This is a genomic window from Acinetobacter tandoii DSM 14970 = CIP 107469 (assembly GCF_000400735.1).
In the GTDB taxonomy this organism is placed as follows: domain Bacteria; phylum Pseudomonadota; class Gammaproteobacteria; order Pseudomonadales; family Moraxellaceae; genus Acinetobacter; species Acinetobacter tandoii.
The window spans coordinates 172,398-191,884 of record NZ_KE007359.1; the positions used below are offsets into that span (position 1 = coordinate 172,398).

15 protein-coding genes and 2 rRNA genes are annotated in these 19,487 nt (G+C 42.4%); 4 read left to right on the forward strand and 13 right to left on the reverse strand.

Features of this window, described 5'->3' with window-relative positions; translation table 11 throughout:
* Positions 1-23 precede the first annotated feature (23 nt).
* The 5 genes from I593_RS00890 to ilvD (I593_RS00910) form a co-directional block, all read right to left on the reverse strand.
* A complete protein-coding gene (locus I593_RS00890; RefSeq protein ID WP_016165714.1) occupies positions 24-1,172 on the reverse strand; it encodes an acetyltransferase domain-containing protein in 1,149 nt (382 codons plus the stop codon).
* Between the two features lie 118 nt (positions 1,173-1,290).
* Positions 1,291-1,578 carry a chorismate mutase gene (locus I593_RS00895; protein ID WP_016165715.1) on the reverse strand — a complete coding sequence of 96 codons (288 nt, stop codon included), beginning with the start codon at positions 1,576-1,578 and terminating at the stop codon, positions 1,291-1,293.
* Positions 1,559-2,902 carry a thioredoxin domain-containing protein gene (locus tag I593_RS00900; protein ID WP_016165716.1) on the reverse strand — a complete coding sequence of 448 codons (1,344 nt, stop codon included), beginning with the start codon at positions 2,900-2,902 and terminating at the stop codon, positions 1,559-1,561. The genes I593_RS00895 and I593_RS00900 overlap by 20 nt, the downstream gene beginning before the upstream one ends.
* Before the next feature lie 149 nt (positions 2,903-3,051).
* Positions 3,052-4,737, reverse strand: a complete 1,686-nt coding sequence (gene ilvD, locus I593_RS00905; RefSeq protein WP_016165717.1) for a dihydroxy-acid dehydratase — start codon at positions 4,735-4,737, stop codon at positions 3,052-3,054.
* A 482-nt stretch (positions 4,738-5,219) separates the two neighbouring features.
* The gene (gene ilvD / locus I593_RS00910; protein WP_026441151.1) at positions 5,220-7,049 is read right to left on the reverse strand and encodes a dihydroxy-acid dehydratase; all 1,830 of its coding nucleotides are present in this window, start codon (positions 7,047-7,049) and stop codon (positions 5,220-5,222) included.
* 419 nt (positions 7,050-7,468) lie between these two features.
* Here ilvD (I593_RS00910) and fmt point away from each other — a divergent pair, with 419 nt between their 5' ends.
* Both fmt and rsmB read left to right on the forward strand, forming a co-directional pair.
* A complete protein-coding gene (gene fmt, locus I593_RS00915) occupies positions 7,469-8,428 on the forward strand; it encodes a methionyl-tRNA formyltransferase (protein ID WP_016165719.1) in 960 nt (319 codons plus the stop codon).
* Positions 8,428-9,735, forward strand: coding sequence for a 16S rRNA (cytosine(967)-C(5))-methyltransferase RsmB (gene rsmB, locus I593_RS00920; protein ID WP_016165720.1), 1,308 nt, complete (start codon positions 8,428-8,430; stop codon positions 9,733-9,735). Before fmt ends, rsmB begins: the two co-directional genes overlap by 1 nt.
* A gap of 49 nt (positions 9,736-9,784) precedes the next feature.
* Here the strand turns inward: rsmB and zupT are convergent, their stop codons facing one another.
* The 3 genes from zupT to I593_RS00930 all read right to left on the reverse strand — a co-directional run bounded on the left by zupT (position 9,785) and on the right by I593_RS00930 (position 12,314).
* Positions 9,785-10,594 (reverse strand): zinc transporter ZupT, encoded by an 810-nt coding sequence (gene zupT, locus I593_RS00925; RefSeq protein WP_016165721.1) that lies wholly within the window; start codon positions 10,592-10,594, stop codon positions 9,785-9,787.
* A gap of 87 nt (positions 10,595-10,681) precedes the next feature.
* The gene (locus I593_RS19855; RefSeq protein ID WP_016165722.1) at positions 10,682-10,825 is read right to left on the reverse strand and encodes a methionine/alanine import family NSS transporter small subunit; all 144 of its coding nucleotides are present in this window, start codon (positions 10,823-10,825) and stop codon (positions 10,682-10,684) included.
* Positions 10,826-10,835: 10 nt separating this feature from the next.
* Positions 10,836-12,314: a sodium-dependent transporter gene (locus I593_RS00930; RefSeq protein ID WP_016165723.1), complete on the reverse strand. Its 1,479-nt coding sequence runs from the start codon at positions 12,312-12,314 to the stop codon at positions 10,836-10,838.
* Between the two features lie 773 nt (positions 12,315-13,087).
* On the opposite strand from I593_RS00930, the gene I593_RS00935 reads away from it, so the two are divergent.
* Entirely contained in the window at positions 13,088-13,783 is a 696-nt protein-coding gene (locus I593_RS00935) for a TIGR04219 family outer membrane beta-barrel protein (RefSeq protein ID WP_016165724.1), read from the forward strand.
* A 67-nt stretch (positions 13,784-13,850) separates the two neighbouring features.
* Here the strand turns inward: I593_RS00935 and I593_RS00940 are convergent, their stop codons facing one another.
* Positions 13,851-14,372: a GNAT family N-acetyltransferase gene (locus tag I593_RS00940; protein ID WP_016165725.1), complete on the reverse strand. Its 522-nt coding sequence runs from the start codon at positions 14,370-14,372 to the stop codon at positions 13,851-13,853.
* 456 nt (positions 14,373-14,828) lie between these two features.
* On the opposite strand from I593_RS00940, the gene I593_RS00945 reads away from it, so the two are divergent.
* Positions 14,829-15,314, forward strand: coding sequence for a lytic transglycosylase domain-containing protein (locus I593_RS00945; protein WP_016165726.1), 486 nt, complete (start codon positions 14,829-14,831; stop codon positions 15,312-15,314).
* Positions 15,315-15,374: 60 nt separating this feature from the next.
* Here the strand turns inward: I593_RS00945 and I593_RS00950 are convergent, their stop codons facing one another.
* From I593_RS00950 to I593_RS00965, 4 genes are all read right to left on the reverse strand, one after another.
* Positions 15,375-15,686, reverse strand: a complete 312-nt coding sequence (locus I593_RS00950) for an ankyrin repeat domain-containing protein (protein ID WP_016165727.1) — start codon at positions 15,684-15,686, stop codon at positions 15,375-15,377.
* Positions 15,687-15,820: 134 nt separating this feature from the next.
* Positions 15,821-15,982: a cupin domain-containing protein gene (locus tag I593_RS00955; RefSeq protein ID WP_016165728.1), complete on the reverse strand. Its 162-nt coding sequence runs from the start codon at positions 15,980-15,982 to the stop codon at positions 15,821-15,823.
* Positions 15,983-16,228: 246 nt separating this feature from the next.
* Positions 16,229-16,343: ribosomal RNA gene (gene rrf, locus I593_RS00960) — 5S ribosomal RNA — on the reverse strand.
* Between the two features lie 213 nt (positions 16,344-16,556).
* Positions 16,557-19,448, reverse strand: a 23S ribosomal RNA gene (locus I593_RS00965).
* Positions 19,449-19,487: the final 39 nt, after the last annotated feature.

A 19,487-nucleotide genomic window follows, 5' to 3' on the forward strand; every position in this document is an offset into this window, starting at 1 on the left:
GGTTTTTTATGTAATTTCAAAAACTATAGATATTTTAAAAATGGTATCTGCTTATTTTGATGCTTAAATTTAGAAAACCACCGCATCAATGGATAAAGCACGATGCACAGAATAATCGCAATCCACCAAAGGGTGGAGACCTGATTTACCCCAAAATAGTCGCCATGATTCTGTCCCCAAAGCGCCACGGCAACCACATACAGTAGTTTTAAAACAAATAAATGCACAATATAAAAGAACATCGGTACTGAACCATAAATAATTAAGGGATGCACCCATGCCTGCTGTTGCACTTTTTCCAATGCTACAAGCAGTAACAGCCCCAAGCCAACATTCCATAAAATAAACAATAAGGACGGCGGATACTTGGTCAGGTTAAAAAAACTCATTAAAGTTTGCAGTGGCGTCGACATCTCTAACCATGCCCTATCGCCATATACATTCAACATTCTCAGGATTACAAATCCAACAATGCTGCTACAGCCAAATATCCATAAATATGTCGTTCTTCGTTGTGGCGTCATCTGCGCTTGAAAAATAGTTGCCCCAATAGAATAACCCAGCAAAATCACCCCAATCCAAGGCAGTACAGGATAAGAAGTACGAAGTTTGAGGAATTCCCCCCATTCAATCCAACCACGCTCATGTAAAATCAACCAAATCGGCTGTAAAATTGGCATTTGTTGCAAAGAAACCTGATCCAATAGGTTATGCCCAAAAATAATCAATACAGCAATCAACCACAAAATTCTCTGTGGCAACCCAATCAGCAGTGCTAAAACAATCATGCTGATCCCAATTGCCCAAATCACTTGCAAATAAATCACGTGCGGTGGGAACTGTCCTGTCCATGCAAAATTGATCACCAATAATTCAAGTATCACTAAAAATAAACCACGTTTAAGCAAAAATTCTCGCGTCATACTCAAGCTGTTGTGTTTCGCTTGATATAAATATGCCGACAATCCCGTCAAAACGACAAAAACAGGAGCACACAAATGCGCCAAAATTCGGCTAAAGAACAAACTGGCTTCCGTTTCCTCAATACGCATTGGATCGAGAACTTGATGGTGTAAATAAAAGGTTTCACGCACGTGGTCGACCATCATAATTAGAATGACTAGACCTCGCAGTGCATCAATCGCCTGTAGGCGTTGAGAAAGTGCAGACATGAGCAAATAAATAGATATGTTATAATATTACATATGCTATTCAATTTTAAGCCCAAAATAAACCTAAGCGCACTATTTAGCACGCTAAAATTTTAAGAAAAATTAAATAAAAAATGATTTATGGGCGAATTTCTTTGAGCTCACGGCGAATAAAATGCTGAATCATTTCCCGATAAATCTGTTCAATTAAGTCTGGATCAGTGCCCTGTTGTGCCGCCTGTTGACGAACTTTGGCAATCACCTGTTCAACCCGCTCTGGCGATTGCACTTCATGTTCAGTGCGCTTAAAACGCACCGCCTGATCGACATAAAACTGTCGGGTCGTAATTAATTCAATCAGGTGCTGATCAATCAGATCAATTTTGTCTCGAACTTGCTCAAGCGACTCACATTTCTCTTTCTGCATTAGTTTTATCTTCTGTTGTTAAGCTGGAGGAATCCGCTTCGTTTTCAATTTTATATTTTTCTTCTAACACATTACTGAAAATACTTTCAATCATCCAGACCCGATATAAGCTATTAAAGGTATAACTTTGCCCATCTATCCGTAATTCGAGCACAGGAAAATCAGGTTGTGACTTCATTTCACACAGGACATCGTTTTCTTTCAACTTGGCTTGAATATCCTCTTGCTTTACTTCCTGCAACTCTAAGCCCAACTCGCGTTGTAGCTCTTGATAGTGCGCCTTAAAGGACAAATCTTTGCCTTGGGTCCATACCGCTTGCAAAATACGGTGCATGGCTGCAATCCGCTGCTCTTCAGGCACACGATAATATAGCTGTGCCATCGCATAAGTAGCTTCTTTGGTCGGACGACAAAATGGGGTAAATGCCACTTCTGTCCGTTTAGATAAACGGGTTGCCAAGCTCCAGTCAAACCAGTCTCGCCCATGATAACTGAGTGGGTACACGGTCAACTGAATATTATAATAATCTGCCAATTCCTCTTTAATATAGGCCAATAACAGCCATGAAACTGGGTCTTCTAACGCAATATATAAATCTAACTCTGGATCAAGTGCTTGAATTTCATTTAGTTCTTCTGCATCACTAATTGAATGCTCGCGCCATTCAATATGATTGATGAGAAAAATCGGATTGCCTGTCAGTAATTTTTGTTGCTTTAAACGGCGGGTTAGACGCAGCAGATCATCTACTGCATGATATTTACGGTCTGAAAATTCAAAATAACTGGCAAGGACGGCATCATCATTAAATACCCGCTCTGGAAAGTGCTGTTCTTGATGATGTTTACTCGCCATGGCATATAACGTGCGCAACTTGCCATACTGCTTCTGCCACAGCATATGAAACACATCTTCGAGTAAATAGAGAAAATCCTGACCTTGTAGCGGAGTATTTCTTAAAATAGTTTCCGCCTGCGCCAAGGCTTCTTGTGACGGCTGTTCAGGGGTTTCGTGGAAACTGAATCGGTGCTGTTTCGATAAAATCTGTGCATCGTTCAAGCAATAGTGTTGCCATTCTTGCGCCGACATGTGATTCGGTGGCTCGGGAGCTTGACTGGAAATAATGACTTTGAGGGGTTTAAGTTCATCACTTAAAATTTCTTCTAATTGTGGCAACTGCTGCACAGCCAAATAGCTATAAACATCGTCTAAACGCAAATGAATATTGAGCCCATGCTCCGTAGGCAATACCTCTTGACGAGTTGGTTTTTGATAAAACCATCTCGATCGGATCGGATCAAACCAACGGCGTAACAGTGACATGAGTTGCCTCTAATGTAAAAAGAGCGAGTGATGTTGTTTCCAACCCGCAGAAAATGACCAATATGGTGAACAGAATGTCTTAAAATACAATAAGTCTTGAGCAAAACGTAACATAATTCAAGACAAAATGTTCAATCCTTCCCGATAGCTTACAGTTCTAAATTTAAATCAGTCACTGCACCCTTTTCGGCTCCAGTGGTCAGTTTAGCAAACTTCGCTAGCGCACCGTGGGTATAATTCGGTTTTGGCTTGACCCAACGGTTTTGCCGTGCAGCGATTTCTTGTTCAGAAACATGCCAAGTCATTTCCCGTGTTTCGGCATTAATCGAGATACGATCTCCATTCTGAACAAGACCAATTGGTCCGCCTTCATAGGCTTCAGGGGTCACATGCCCAATTACAAAACCATGACTGCCTCCAGAAAAACGACCATCGGTAATCAGTGCCACAGATTTGCCCAGACCTTTACCAATAATCGCTGAAGTCGGTTTCAGCATTTCTGGCATACCTGGTCCGCCTTTAGGGCCTTCACCACGGATCACCACCACTTCACCTGCTTGAACTTCACCATCTAAAATGCCACGCATGGCGCCAATTTCACCTTCGAAGACCCGTGCTGGCCCTTCAAAATACAAGCCTTCTTTGCCTGTAATTTTAGCCACAGCACCTGTTGGAGACAAATTACCCTTGAGCACCACCAAGTGAGAGTCTTTTTTAATCGGGGCATCAAACGGTAAGATAATCTGTTGACCTTCAGGGTAGTCTTCAACCTCGGCTAAATTTTCCGCCAAGGTCTTTCCTGTCACAGTTAAACATGAACCATCGAGCATACCAGCATCCAACATCCGCTTCATCAGTGGTTGAATGCCTCCAATCGCAATCAGCTCTGACATCAGATATTGACCTGAAGGACGTACATCTGCCACTACGGGAATATCTTGCCCGATACGAACAAAATCATCCAAACTCAGTTCAACCCCAGCGGTATGTGCCATCGCCAGTAAGTGCAGCACCCCATTGGTCGAACCGCCCAAGGCAATCAGCACTTTAATTGAGTTTTCAAACGCGGCTTTAGTCATGATATCGCGCGGTTTAATATCTAAACGCAACAAATTCATCACCGCTTCGCCTGCTTTCTGACAGTCGATCCGCTTCTCATCGGAAACCGCTTCTTGTGCCGATGAACCCGGTAAACTCATGCCCAAAGCTTCAATCGCAGAAGCCATCGAGTTTGCAGTGTACATCCCGCCACAAGAACCCGGCCCCGGTAGTGCTACTTCTTCAATCTGTTTGACTTGAATGGCACTGATTTCACCTTTGGCGTGCTGACCCACAGCTTCAAAGACTGAAATCATGTCGGTATGCCCTGCGCCCGGCTTAATCGTACCACCATAAACAAACAAACCCGGACGGTTTAAACGGGCTAAGCCCATGATGCAACCCGGCATATTTTTGTCACAACCACCAATCGCAATCACGCCATCATAGGCCTGACAGCCCACTACCGCTTCAATCGAATCTGCAATAATTTCACGGCTCAGCAATGAATACTTCATGCCTTCGGTGCCGTTAGAAATGCCATCTGAAATGGTGATGGTATTAAAAATAATGCCTTTCCCACCTGCCTGATTGACCCCTTTTTCAGCCTCACGTGCCAACTCATTGATATGCATATTACACGGCGTGACATTGGCCCATGTCGAAGCAATACCGACAAAAGGACGAGTAAAGTCCGAATCTTTAAAGCCTGTGGCACGCATCATAGAGCGTGCAGGCGCATTTTCGATGCCTTCATAAACGGGCGCTGAATGTTCGCGGATATTGTCTTTACTCATTGTATTTTTCCTTGGCGGTGGCTGCGTATTGCTCTACGGTCTTGGCAATTTTTTCTATTTTTAGTGTATAGAAAGTAAGCGATACATGAAAGTACAATGAGGCTTTCGAGTTAATAACCGCTAATCTCTTAATAGTCTTAATATTTTTATCCTGAATCTATCCTGTTGTTGGATACACGGAAACGTCATCCGCAACCTGAGCAAGAATAAAAGCATTGCTTTTATTTGCAGCGCAAGACGAAGTAGTTGCCTATTAAATGGACTGTTTTTTCAAGATATTCTTTTAGATGCCGAAAATAAACAGGTTTTGCGGATGACCAATGGTTTTGCCTACTTTTGCCGAAACAAAAGTAGGTCGAACCGAAGGTTATAAACCGCAATTTGAGCTACACCTTTAAGATCCCATTGTGCTGAACCAATAACTTTTAAATAAAAAGCACCCCAAAATGGAGTGCTCTTTCTAATCGGTAAAAAACTACAAATTAAATTTCACGTACCGCACCTTTAGAAGCACTGGTAGTATGCATCGCATAGGCTTTTAAGGCTTTAGACACTTTACGCGGACGCGGCTCAGCAGGTTGCCAACCTTTGGCTTCTTGTACTTCACGGCGCGCTGCCATTGTTGCTTCGTCCACAGCCAAGTGAATCGTACGGTTTGGAATATCAATTTCAATACGGTCACCGTCTTCAACCAAACCAATCGCACCACCTTCAGCGGCTTCAGGCGAAACGTGACCAATAGAAAGACCAGATGATCCACCTGAGAAACGACCATCGGTAAGTAAGGCACAATCTTTACCTAAACCTTTCGATTTTAAATAACTGGTTGGATACAACATTTCTTGCATCCCCGGACCACCACGTGGGCCTTCGTAACGAATTACCACCACATCACCTGCGGTAATTTTCCCACCTAGAATCGCTTCTACCGCAGTATCTTGGCTTTCAAAAACACGTGCTGTGCCGTTGAATTTCAAGATGGAGTCATCCACACCTGCTGTTTTCACAATACAGCCTTCAAGGGCAATGTTACCGTAAAGAACAGCCAGACCACCATCTTGAGAGAAAGCATGTTCAGCATTACGAATAACACCGTTGTTACGGTCACCATCTAAACGAGAGTAGTAACGGTCTTGTGAGAATGCAGTTTGCGTCGGTACACCACCTGGTGCTGAACGGAAGAACTGATACACTTCTTCGTCTTCTGTACGGATAATGTCCCATTTATCCAAAGCATCTTTTAAGGTTTTTTCATGCACAGTCGGTACAGACGTATCCAACAAGCCTGCACGGTCTAATTCACCCAAAATTGACATGATACCACCTGCACGGTGGACATCTTCCATATGTACATCTTGTTTTGCAGGCGCAACTTTACACAAAACAGGCACTTTACGTGACAAACGGTCAATGTCAGTCATGGTAAAGTCAACTTCTGCCTCATTCGCAGCAGCCAATAAGTGAAGAACGGTATTGGTTGACCCCCCCATTGAAATATCAAGGGTCATGGCATTTTCAAAGGCTGCTTTGGTCGCGATAGAACGTGGAAGAATGCTGTAATCTTCTTGCTCATAATGGCGTTTTGCCAGTTCAACAATCAACTGACCTGCTTTTTCAAATAATTTTTTACGATTTGCATGTGTCGCCAAAGTTGAGCCGTTACCTGGAAGCGATAGGCCCAACGCTTCGGTTAAACAGTTCATTGAGTTTGCCGTGAACATGCCTGAACATGAACCACACGTTGGACAAGCTGAACGTTCGTATGCAGCCACTTCTTCATCGGTGAAGCTGTCATCTGCCGCAACAATCATGGCATCGACAAGGTCAATCGCATGTTCATTGCCACGGATTTTGACTTTACCCGCTTCCATCGGCCCGCCAGAGACAAACACCACAGGAATGTTCAGGCGCATAGAAGCCATCAACATGCCTGGGGTGATTTTGTCACAGTTCGAAATACACACCATGGCATCAGCACAATGCGCATTGACCATGTATTCTACAGAGTCTGCAATTAAGTCACGTGAAGGCAATGAATACAACATGCCATCATGTCCCATCGCAATCCCATCATCGACTGCAATGGTATTAAATTCTTTTGCTACACCGCCTGACGCTTCAATTTGACGTGCCACAAGTTGACCTAAGTCTTTAAGATGCACATGACCAGGAACAAATTGAGTAAAAGAGTTGACCACCGCAATAATCGGTTTGCCAAAATCTTCATCTTTCATACCTGTTGCACGCCATAAACCACGTGCGCCAGCCATATTTCTTCCATGTGTTGATGTTTTTGAACGATAATCAGGCATTTGCGTTTCCAACAAAGTTTGTGCTTGATATGAATCTGCGATTCACTCTGGCTAAATAAGACTGATGGATCATCTAGAATCAGTCGAAATATAGGCAACATCATACTACAGCGAAGTGTTTAACAGACAACCAGCATTCAACTTTCCTGCATTCAAACAACACAGGCTATATTCCGACACATGATCTCAAAGAAAGCTTTAATGAAACTACTATAAACCGAACACAGCAGATTAAATACAAAACTTTCATGAATATTTTTTTAATTTTGCATAACTAAAAGTTTTCAAACACCGATACCCTTGCTATTTTTTGCATCGCATATTCAACCAATCCCATGATTGTTACAGCGCATATTGTAGATTCGGCTTGGCGTTGCTTTTGACATATAATAGACGCAAGTTTCTATGGAATTTGATGTGTGAAAATCATCTTTGCCGGTACACCTGAATTTGCTGCATGTGCTTTGGCAGCGTTACTCAAAACAGAACATGAAATTGTTGCGGTATACACCCAACCTGACCGCAAAGCGGGTCGTGGTCAAAAACTGACTGCTTCAGCAGTCAAACAGTTGGCATTGGAACATGATTTACCCGTATATCAACCTTTACACTTCAAATCTTCCACTGAGGAAGGCCTAGCTGCACAACAACAATTAAAAGATTTAAATGCCGATGTGATGGTGGTTGCCGCTTATGGCCTCATCTTGCCTCAAGTGGTACTCGATACCCCCAAATATGGCTGCCTGAATATTCATGGTTCATTGTTACCGCGTTGGCGTGGTGCTGCACCGATTCAACGTGCAATTGCCACAGGAGATGCTGAAACGGGTGTCACCATTATGAAAATGGCGGCAGGCCTAGATACGGGCGACATGATGTACAAGACTTACTGTCCGATTGAGGCGACCGATACCTCAGCCTCATTGCATGACAAATTAGCGCTGCAAGGGGCAGAAGCAATTGTTGCCGTGTTGCACTCTGAACAAACCTTACAGCAATATTTAGCCGAGCGTGAAGTACAAGATGAAGCGTTCACGGTCTATGCACATAAACTCAGTAAAGCTGAAGCGCAAATTGATTGGTCACAAGATGCGATAAGCATTGACCGTAATATCCGTGCTTTTAACCCTTGGCCCGTGGCATTTATTCCACTCGATGAGCAAAATAACTTAAGAGTTTGGAATTCCGTCTTATCAAATGAAACGACAGAAAAGACCCAAGTGGGTGAAATTATTGCCATTGATAAACACGGTGTACATGTTGCCTGTGCTAATCATACCGTCATCATACTCACAACTTTACAATGGCCAGGCGGTAAGCCACTGAATGCTATACAAATTTTACAAACCCAAAAACTGAATATTGGACAAATTTTATAATGAAACAATCTCCCCACGCCTCAGGTAAGACTTTAAACTTACGTGCTCAGGTTGTTAAAACGTTATTGGCTGTCCAAAATGGTCAATCACTGGCATCGGTGCTTCAACAACACATGGCCATTGTGTCCGACAAAGACCGTGCCTTGTACCATGAATTAGTTCTTGGCTGTTTACGCCAATGGCACGCACTGAAACAAGTGACGTTACCATTGCTGTCTAAACCACTTGAAAATCAAGTGGTTGAAACCTGTTTATACGTAGGTTTATACCAATTGCTGTGTACCCGCGTTGCAGCGCATGCGGCTATTTCTGAAACGGTAGATGCAGCAAAACAATTGGGTATGGAAAGCTTAAGCGGTGTGGTCAACGCCATTTTGCGTCGTGCAACCCGAGAAACAGAACAGTTCTACGATGTTTTAGAGCAAGCATCGAATTTGCCAAGCTGGTTATCCAAACGTTTGAAAAAAGACTGGGGGGAGCAACTGGCTGAAATCAGCTATGAACTAAAACAAGTTGCCCCCCTAACCTTGCGCGTCAATACCTTACAGGTCAGCCGTGACGAATATTTAGAAATCTTAGAAGATGAAGGCATTGAAGCACATGCATGTGAACTTTCTAATGTCGGGATTGTGCTCGATGAGAGTATTCATGTGCCTAGCCTTCCTGGTTTTGAAGCGGGTGGTTTTTCAGTACAGGATGAACATGCACAACTCTGTGCAACCTTGTTGCCCGACTTAAATGGCAAATTTGTGATTGATGCCTGTGCAGCACCTGGAGGCAAAACAGCACATATTTTAGAGAAATATCAGCCGAAAAAACTGATTGCCCTCGACCAAGATGAAAAACGCCTAAAACGTGTCGCTGAAAACTTAGAACGTTTAGCTTTAAGCGAAGAGTCTGTAGAAATTATTACAGCCGATGCTGTGAAATGGACATCACCTGAACTTGCAGATTGTATCGTCCTCGATGCACCTTGTTCAGCAATTGGCGTGATCCGTCGCCATCCAGATATTCGTTTACTACGTCAATCAAGTGATATTGCCCAAACAGTTGAGCTACAAAAGAAAATTCTTGAAAACATGTGGCAACAACTCAAAGTGGGCGGCACATTGCTATACATTACCTGTTCAATTTTAAAAGCAGAAAATGAACAGCAAATGGTCGATTTCTTTGCCAAACACACTGATGCGAAAGAAATTAAAATTAATGCTGATTGGGGGATTGAGCAGATTCATGGTCGTCAATTGTTCCCACAAATAGGGCATGGCGACGGTTTTTATTATTGCTTAATCGAAAAAACTGCCTAAAACTTTTCAGGAAAACAGAAACGCTCGTTTCTGTTTTTCACTCTCCAAGCTAACTCACATACTTAAACATCACCAGACTCAGTGCCAAACATGCCATACCTGTAACTAAACCATAGACTGTTTCATGCCCTTGCGCATATTTTTTGGCCGTCGGGAGTAGTTCATCTAAGGCCAAATACACCATCACCCCACCAATAATGCCAAATACGGTGCCATACACACTAAAACTTAAATACGGTGCCAAAAGAAAATAACCAAGCATTGCACCTAAAGGTTCAGCAAGCCCCGAGACCAGACTGGCAATTAATGCTGCACTTTTTTTCTGAGTTGCCATATAGACTGGCAAAGCAATCGCAATTCCTTCAGGAATATTATGAATACCAATCGCTACCGCAAGCGGTGCCCCAAGTGCGGGACTTTCTAAAGTCGCAAAAAAAGTCGCTAAACCCTCTGGCAAGTTATGTGCCGTAATTGCGAATAAAGTCAGTAATCCTGTCCGTAATAATTGTTGTTGATTAATGCCCTGCACACTTTGGTTTTCAATGGTTTCATGAGGGTTGGGAATACAACGGTCGAGAATTAAAACTAAAACCACACCCAGCAATAATGATAAAGTCCCAAAGGCATAGCCCGTTTTATCATCAAAAGCCAGACTAAAAGAATGAATGGATTTATTTAAAATTTCTGTCAAAGAAACATAAATCATCGCCCCTGCGGAAAATGCCAATCCAAACGAGAGAAAGCGATAACTCGGCTGTTTAAAGAATACAACCAAAATACCGCCCAGAACTGTCGCCAGTCCTGCAAGCAAGGTCACGCCAAATGCAACCCACACCTGATGCGGTAATAAGGTGTCCATAAAGTGATGCTCTAAATAAGAAAGCCATTATCTTAAATGATAATGGCTTTCATTTGCATATACTTAGTATTTACTGAAACAAATTATTTACAACGTGTGCTGATCTTTTACTTCGTCCAGCACTTCATCCAATTCTTCAGGGTTTTTCATCAAATGGAGAATCGACAATGCCAACCCGCCCCAGAGAAATACCATTGAGATAATCATCATTATGATAGCTTTAGTATTCATTCTGCTTCTCCTAGCGATCTTTGATTTTACTGAGGATAACGGCAACCACAGCGCAGAAAATTACACTGCCCCATCCAAATACGCCTTGTAAGCTCATACTATAAGTATCATAACCATTTTGAACTAGGTTAAAAATAGTCATGGTCAAAGTCGTTAACAAGATGAAAGACGTAATGACTGTTAAAGTAAAGTCCCAGCCCTTGCCCAACTGAATGGTTGAAATGCGGTTCACATGATCACGGAGCTCAATCAGCGCAGAACGCTTAAACCATGCAATACTGATAATCGATATTAAAGCACCACCGATAATTCCGATGTTGTTGATAAAGTGGTCAATGATATCTACCAACTTAATCGCATTTACGCTAGAGAATAAAAAGATCGAAACTAGCGCGCTACCACCACCAATAATCGATACAGCTTTTGGACGGCTCCATTTTAATTTGTCTTGCATGGCTGCAATTGGAACTTCCAAAATACTCACCATAGAAGAAATACCTGCTACAAATAGCGAGGAAAAAAATAGAAAACCAAATAAATCTGCACCAGCACCCAAGCTCGAAATAATTTTCGGGAAGGCAATGAAAGCAAGACCAATACCACCACTCACGACATCTTTAACATCTGTACCCGCAGCATGTGCCATAAAGCCCAATGCAGCAAAAATACCAATACCCGCCAAGATTTCAGTTGATGCATTGGCAAAACCAACAATCAAGCCAGAACCCGTTAAGTTAGTTTTCGGTTTTAAATAAGATGAATAAGTCACCATGATCCCGAAACCCACTGAAAGTGAGAAGAAGGTATGACCGTATGCTGCTAACCATACCTTATAGTCCATCATTGCAGACCAGTTCGGGGTAAAGAATGCGTTTAAACCTTGAGCTGCACCTGGTAAACGTAAAGCTTGAATCACCAAGAAAGTGAACAATACGAATAGCAAAGGCATAAAGATTTTATTCGACAGTTCAACCCCTTTCTTTACACCACCAAACAAGATGATCAGAGTCAGTGCCCAAATACCTACAATTGGCCAAAACAAATGACTAACAAACTGTAAATCTAAGCCTGTTGCCTTTGTGGTTTGTAAATAAGTATTGAAGAAGAAGCTTTCTGGATCATTGCCCCAGGCTTGGCCAATCGAGAAGTAAACATAACTTCCTGCCCAAGTGAGTACGCTGGCATAGTACAAGCCAATAATGATACACACACAGACTTGCCACCAACCGAGCGTTTCACCTCCTTTAAATAAAGCGCGATACGCTTTTGGTGGAGAGTTATTGCTACGATGCCCGACAGCATAGTCTAAAAATAACAGTGGTAACCCTGCAGTAATTAATGCAAGTAAATAAGGAATAAGGAACGCACCGCCACCGTTTTCATAAGCAACGTAGGGGAAACGCCAAATATTACCTAAACCAACAGCCGAACCAACAGCTGCAATAATAAAACCAGATCGTGACGTCCAGTTTTCACGAGAATCTGCCATGAAACACACCTAAATCTTGGGGTAACTTTTATTGCTGCTTGTTATACGGATTAATATGGCTAGCAAAAAAGTACCATTCAAAAATATTTTTGTTGTTTGATTTAGCTTCCACCTTTTGGGTGTTTCGTTCTAAATTGCAAACAGATGAAATGCACACAAAATCTTGGTTAAAGTCTTTCGGATTGTTTTCACCTCTTAATCATTGAACAATACTCACTTTTGTTATTTTTTGCTGTAATTTCTGGATGAAAGTTCGTCCTTTTGTATTCTATTTTTAATCAATTGATCAAAATATAGCTCTTTTTTTATCATATTTTTTAAAATAGATTAACAAAGCCCAAAATGCAAGATTTTTAAAATAATGGAAAATTCCCTTAATTTATTGATTATTTTGTGCCTACATTTTATCTATCTAAAAATTTTTTAGTTGAGTACAGTGATTTAGCATCATAATCACACACCAAACTCCAAATTTTAAAATAAATTTATGATTTAATTAAGTTTTATGTTAAATCTCCCACAAAACTCTAGCTCAGTTCAACCAAAGTAAAATTCAAAATCTATAAAGATGTTTGTCACTCACAATCATTTTTATACCTAAATCAGAAATCTGCTTCTAACAGATTCGTCATTCTCTGAACTTTTATGTAAAAAAGCACTTTGACTACTGTTTCTTTTTTCGCATCGCTATATCATGCTCTGAAATACAACCGAATAGCTCTTGTTTTAACCTTTTTTTAACACAAACACACAACACAATTTAGGATAAAAGCATGAAAGTAGCACAAGCAGGATTATTAGCATTAGGCGTAGGTTTGAGCGGCTTAGCTCAAGCAGATTTAGTCGCACTTAAAGGCGATATCAGCTATTGGGCATATGATGGTCATGCCGAAATGAATAATACAGCCCCTTTTTCAAAGGAAAAACTAGACAATGAAGGTGCAGTCCAATTTTCTGTCGCTTTAGAACACCCAGTTCCAATTATTCCAAATGCCAAAATACGCTATGTTAATTTAGACACTCAAACAGAGAAAAGTGTTGCAGGGCAATCTAATTATGCAGTTAACCTTGATCACGCTGACTTCATTCTCTATTACGAAATTTTAGACAATGTTGTTGATCTGGATATTGGTGCAGGTGCGACCACTTTGAATGGTGATATCACCAATTTTGCAGGACAACGTACCAGTATTGATGAAACCTATCCGATTATTTACGGTACAGTCGGCGGAAAATTGCCATTTACAGGTTTAAGTGCGAAAGCAGAACTAACCTATAGCAACTTTGATGATGCGCAGTTAACAGATGCTTTGGCAGAAATTCAATACAATTTTATTGATAACATGCTCGTCGATGTTGGTGTAAAAGCAGGTTACCGAATTTTCACTGTTGATTTAGATGACTATAACCGTAATGACATTAAACTTGACTTCAAAGGTCCTTATATTGGTTTAAATGCACATTTCTAATTTCTGAAGTTCCCCCTAAAAAAGCTGAATGTTCACATTCAGCTTTTTTATTTGCCCATCTATCCAGTTAAGATGCAGCATTAAAACTGGCATGATATTGAACATAGCCTTGTGGAATTTCATTTTCAAATGCAAGTGCTTGAAAATACTCGGCAGGCACTCCTTCCAGTACCAATTGACTCAGGGGCCGAAAGCCAAACCGAGCATAATAATCAGGCTCTCCCAACACCACACACCCTTTTGCATGCTGCTTTTTTAATTGGGACAAAGCAGTTTCAATTAAATCTCGACCGATGCCTTGCCTCTGAAATTCAGGTAAAACTGAAACTGGACCTAAACCATACCAACCTTCTTTACCTGATGAAATTCGCACAGGAGAAATCGCAACATGTCCAATGATCTGCCCATCAAGTTCGGCAACTAGAGAAATACTGAGTTGTCCTGACTGCCGTAATGCACACAGGATAAATTGCTCATGATGATCGCTATAAGCAGCCGATTCAAATGCCTTAATCGTCAAGTCTTCGATGTGATCAACATCTTTAGGTTGCTCAGCCCGAACTGACCATACAGGCTTTTTATTTTGCATAAGCACCTCAATATTCAAATTCTTTGTGTATGTTTTTGCTTACAGAGAACAACGATTTTTACGTCTATATACATTCCTTATTTCCTTTTATTCTAAAAACATAGAGAGACAGGAAGTTTCTTTAAATAATAACAAAGATTGCAGGAAGCATCGTAATTGACAGGAGTTGATTACATCAAACCTTATACAGGAAAGCCCTGTCAGGATGATTGGGCTTTTCTTTTATACCAACAGTAGAATTCAGAATCTAAATAAACCAAATCGGATAAACATTACAGAATGCTTCTATTCCTTAAAATAACTCGTATTGACTCCCTATATTGCACTACCTAACATCTTAAATATTTTAATCACATCAGGAATTTTATTTTGTTGCACGTGCCCTCTCTAAACCATTTAGCTATATTGAAACCATCAACCGGAATAAAATTCGGCATTATTGCGTTAAGTATCTTCATGATCACAGGCTGTTCAGGTTTAGGCGCTGGCTCTTTAGAAAAACGTGCAGCAAAGCTATCTACTGGTATTCAAAAGGCATATGCCGTTGACTCAATCACAGCAAACCGCGTTGCACCGATGATTGTGCAAAGTGCAGAATTACATCAGGTCGATCCTTTACTGATTGCTGCCATGATTCGGCAAGAGTCAAGTTATCGTAACTATGCAGTTTCACCCGCTGGTGCTGTGGGATTAACTCAAATTATGCCGATATATTGGCAACAAAATTGCCCTGGTGATTTATTTGAAGAAGCCAATAATATCAATTGCGGTACCTATATTTTAGCCAAATATAATCAATCTGCTGGGAGTTGGAAAAAAGCCCTTGCCTATTATAATGTTGGACCTACAGGCTATGAGTCGAGTTGGAAAATGCGCCACCAAGGGAAAAAATATGCCAAACAAGTGAAGCAGCATGAAGATAAACTTAAAGATTCACTCTAAAATTTGGTTTTAAGTATTTAAAAGCCCAACTTAAGATGGGCTTTGATCATAAAGCTATATTTACAAACTTTTTAAATATGCAATAACATCTTTATTTTCAGCCATTTCAGCCAATTCAAGTGCGGTATATTCTGAACGATGATCGATTCTTGCTCCCTTACTCACGAGTAATTTAACCACATCTAAATGATCATTCTCCGCCGCAGCTTGTAGTGCACTATAGCCCTCTTCATCTGTCTGATTTGGATCAGCGCCATCCAATAACAACTGCTCGACTTGCTCCACATCACCCAAAGATGACCAGTAAACCAGTTCTGGAAGATGGAGTTCATCATCATTTTCAGGAATAGGAGTAAAAGAATTAAGTTCCATTAGATTTACCTTTTTATTTTAACGTTTCAATCTCCTATTAAAGCTTAAATCTTTACAGACATCTATATAGATTCAAGGACAATCACATACTTCAACCAGATAAGAATCTGATTAACAATGTATTATATGATCTCTTAAGATTTATAAAAAATAGCAAGCCAGATAGTGATTTGGTTAGGATCTGTCTGAACCACTTTGTGTTTAACGTGTGCAGGAATATTGATGTAATCGCCCGTGGACAACTCACGTTTTGAACCGTCCTCAAATTCTAGTGTTGCTTTCCCTTCAACAACCATGACCCATTCATTCTCATCCTGATCATACCAACCTTTATCAGGAGAGCTATGTCCTTTAGAAACAATACGCTCTATTCTTATACTTCTACACTTAGATCTTTTGGCAGTGAATCGAATATATTAACTGAATTCATTCTTATAGATTCGTCTTATGTAATGTATCCAATTATATCTCATTCATCTATTCATTATTTTCCATATAAAAAAACACCCCCTTCTGTATAGAAGGGGGTGTTTGAATTAATGAGCTGGCGATGACTTACTCTCACATGGGTAACCCCACACTACCATCAGCGCTAAGAGGTTTCACTTCTGAGTTCGGGAAGGGATCAGGTGGTTCACTCTTGCTATTGTCGCCAGCACAACTGTTTATGGACTTGTTCGGGTTTTATGCTCAGATCCTATGATCTTATTGCTACCGTACTTTGTACCAAATGAGTTATTAACGGATTAGTTAACTGAGTCGAATTTTATGTTCTAGCTTTCACTAAATCAAGTTTTTTGTTTCAGATCAGGTTTAACTGATCTTTTATGAATCGATTATAAGCTTTACATACAACTGCTTGGGTGTTGTATAGTCAAGCCTCACGAGCAATTAGTATTGGTCAGCTTCACATATCACTATGCTTCCACATCCAACCTATCAACGTCCTAGTCTCGAACGGCTCTTTAGAGGACATAAAGTCCTAGGGAAATCTTATCTTGAGGTAGGCTTCCCGCTTAGATGCTTTCAGCGGTTATCCCTTCCGAACATAGCTACCCGGCGATGCGACTGGCGTCACAACCGGTACACCAGAGGTTCGTCCACTCTGGTCCTCTCGTACTAGGAGCAGATCCTCTCAAATTTCCAGCGCCCACGGTAGATAGGGACCGAACTGTCTCACGACGTTCTAAACCCAGCTCGCGTACCTCTTTAAATGGCGAACAGCCATACCCTTGGGACCTGCTTCAGCCCCAGGATGAGATGAGCCGACATCGAGGTGCCAAACACCGCCGTCGATATGAACTCTTGGGCGGTATCAGCCTGTTATCCCCAGAGTACCTTTTATCCGTTGAGCGATGGCCCTTCCATACAGAACCACCGGATCACTAAGACCTACTTTCGTACCTGCTCGACTTGTGGGTCTCGCAGTTAAGCGCGCTTTTGCCTTTATACTCTACGCGTGATTTCCGACCACGCTGAGCGCACCTTCGTACTCCTCCGTTACTCTTTAGGAGGAGACCGCCCCAGTCAAACTACCCACCAGACATGGTCCTCGTCCCGGATAACGGGACAGAGTTAGAACCTCAACATTACCAGGGTGGTATTTCAAGGACGGCTCCATTGGAACTGGCGTTCCAACTTCAAAGCCTCCCACCTATCCTACACAAGTAAGGTCAAAGTTCAATGTCAAGCTGCAGTAAAGGTTCACGGGGTCTTTCCGTCTAGCCGCGGGTACACTGCATCTTCACAGCGATTTCGATTTCACTGAGCCTCTGCTGGAGACAGCGCCGCCATCATTATGCCATTCGTGCAGGTCGGAACTTACCCGACAAGGAATTTCGCTACCTTAGGACCGTTATAGTTACGGCCGCCGTTTACTGGGGCTTCGATCAAGAGCTTCGCTTACGCTAACCCCATCAATTAACCTTCCAGCACCGGGCAGGCATCACACCCTATACGTCCACTTTCGTGTTTGCAGAGTGCTATGTTTTTAATAAACAGTTGCAGCGGCCTGGTTTCTGTGGCTGCCAATAGCTCAGGGAGCAAGTCCCATCACCGTCAGCAGCGTACCTTCTCCCGAAGTTACGGTACCATTTTGCCTAGTTCCTTCAGCAGAGTTCTCTCAAGCGCTTTGGTCTACTCGACCTGACCACCTGTGTCGGTTTCGGGTACGATTCCTGTGTAACTGAAGCTTAGAGACTTTTCCTGGAAGCATGGTATCAGCCACTTCACTGTACAAGTACAGCTTGCTATCAGTTCTCAGCATAGAGTACCCCGGATTTGCCTAAGATACATGCCTACAACCTTCCACCTGGACAACCAACGCCAGGCTGACTTAACCTTCTCCGTCCTCTCATCGCATTACACAGAAGTATTGGAATATTAACCAATTTCCCATCGACTACGCCTCTCGGCCTCGCCTTAGGGGTCGACTCACCCAGCCCCGATTAACGTTGGACTGGAACCCTTGGTCTTTCAGCGAACGGGTTTTTCACCCGTTTTGTCGTTACTCACGTCAGCATTCGCACTTCTGATACCTCCAGCATACTTCTCAATACACCTTCATCGGCTTACAGAACGCTCCCCTACCACTTGACTAATGTCAAATCCGCAGCTTCGGCACATAGTTTTAGCCCCGTTACATCTTCCGCGCAGGCCGACTCGACTAGTGAGCTATTACGCTTTCTTTAAAGGGTGGCTGCTTCTAAGCCAACCTCCTAGCTGTCTATGCCTTCCCACATCGTTTCCCACTTAACTATGATTTTGGGGCCTTAGCTGGCGGTCTGGATTGTTTTCCTCTTGACTACGGACGTTAGCACCCGCAGTCTGTCTCCCGGATAGTACTCATAGGTATTCGGAGTTTGCATCGGTTTGGTAAGTCGGGATGACCCCCTAGCCGAAACAGTGCTCTACCCCCTATGGTATTCGTCCGAGGCGCTACCTAAATAGCTTTCGGGGAGAACCAGCTATCACCAGGCTTGATTAGCCTTTCACCCCTATCCACAAGTCATCCCCTGGCTTTTCAACGACAGTGGGTTCGGTCCTCCAGTTAGTGTTACCCAACCTTCAACCTGCTCATGGATAGATCGCCTGGTTTCGGGTCTACACCCAGCAACTAAACGCCCTATTAAGACTCGATTTCTCTACGGCTCCCCTATACGGTTAACCTTGCTACTGAATGTAAGTCGCTGACCCATTATACAAAAGGTACGCAGTCACCGAACAAGTCGGCTCCCACTGCTTGTATGCATGCGGTTTCAGGATCTATTTCACTCCCCTCACAGGGGTTCTTTTCGCCTTTCCCTCACGGTACTGGTTCACTATCGGTCAGTCAGGAGTATTTAGCCTTGGAGGATGGTCCCCCCATATTCAGACAAGGTTTCACGTGCCTCGCCCTACTCGACATCATCATATCAGCCCTTTCGTGTACAGGACTATCACCCACTATGGTTGCACTTCCCAGAGCATTCCACTAAAACTGATATGACTTAATGGGCTTTTCCCCGTTCGCTCGCCGCTACTGAGGGAATCTCAATTGATTTCTTTTCCTAAGGGTACTGAGATGTTTCACTTCCCCTCGTTCGCCTTGCAACACTATGTATTCATGTTGCAATACCTACCTTATAGTAGGTGGGTTCCCCCATTCAGAAATCTCCGGATCAAAGGATATTTGCCGCCTCCCCGGAGCTTATCGCAGGCTATTACGTCTTTCATCGCCTCTGACTGCCAAGGCATCCACCACATGCACTTAATTACTTGACTATACAACCCCAAACAGTCGTTATTACCTACAAGTAGTAA

Bases quoted from the DNA above. Each gene is read 5' to 3' on its own strand.
- I593_RS00890 (WP_016165714.1), bottom strand. From the start codon at position 1,172: ATGTCTGCACTTTCTCAACGCCTACAGGCGATTGATGCACTGCGAGGT.
- I593_RS00895 (WP_016165715.1), bottom strand. From the start codon at position 1,578: ATGCAGAAAGAGAAATGTGAGTCGCTTGAGCAAGTTCGAGACAAAATT.
- I593_RS00900 (WP_016165716.1), bottom strand. From the start codon at position 2,902: ATGTCACTGTTACGCCGTTGGTTTGATCCGATCCGATCGAGATGGTTT.
- ilvD (WP_016165717.1), bottom strand. From the start codon at position 4,737: ATGAGTAAAGACAATATCCGCGAACATTCAGCGCCCGTTTATGAAGGC.
- ilvD (WP_026441151.1), bottom strand. From the start codon at position 7,049: ATGCCTGATTATCGTTCAAAAACATCAACACATGGAAGAAATATGGCT.
- rsmB (WP_016165720.1), top strand. From the start codon at position 8,428: ATGAAACAATCTCCCCACGCCTCAGGTAAGACTTTAAACTTACGTGCT.
- zupT (WP_016165721.1), bottom strand. From the start codon at position 10,594: ATGGACACCTTATTACCGCATCAGGTGTGGGTTGCATTTGGCGTGACC.
- I593_RS19855 (WP_016165722.1), bottom strand. From the start codon at position 10,825: ATGAATACTAAAGCTATCATAATGATGATTATCTCAATGGTATTTCTC.
- I593_RS00930 (WP_016165723.1), bottom strand. From the start codon at position 12,314: ATGGCAGATTCTCGTGAAAACTGGACGTCACGATCTGGTTTTATTATT.
- I593_RS00935 (WP_016165724.1), top strand. From the start codon at position 13,088: ATGAAAGTAGCACAAGCAGGATTATTAGCATTAGGCGTAGGTTTGAGC.
- I593_RS00940 (WP_016165725.1), bottom strand. From the start codon at position 14,372: ATGCAAAATAAAAAGCCTGTATGGTCAGTTCGGGCTGAGCAACCTAAA.
- I593_RS00945 (WP_016165726.1), top strand. From the start codon at position 14,829: ATGATCACAGGCTGTTCAGGTTTAGGCGCTGGCTCTTTAGAAAAACGT.
- I593_RS00950 (WP_016165727.1), bottom strand. From the start codon at position 15,686: ATGGAACTTAATTCTTTTACTCCTATTCCTGAAAATGATGATGAACTC.
- I593_RS00955 (WP_016165728.1), bottom strand. From the start codon at position 15,982: ATGGTTGTTGAAGGGAAAGCAACACTAGAATTTGAGGACGGTTCAAAA.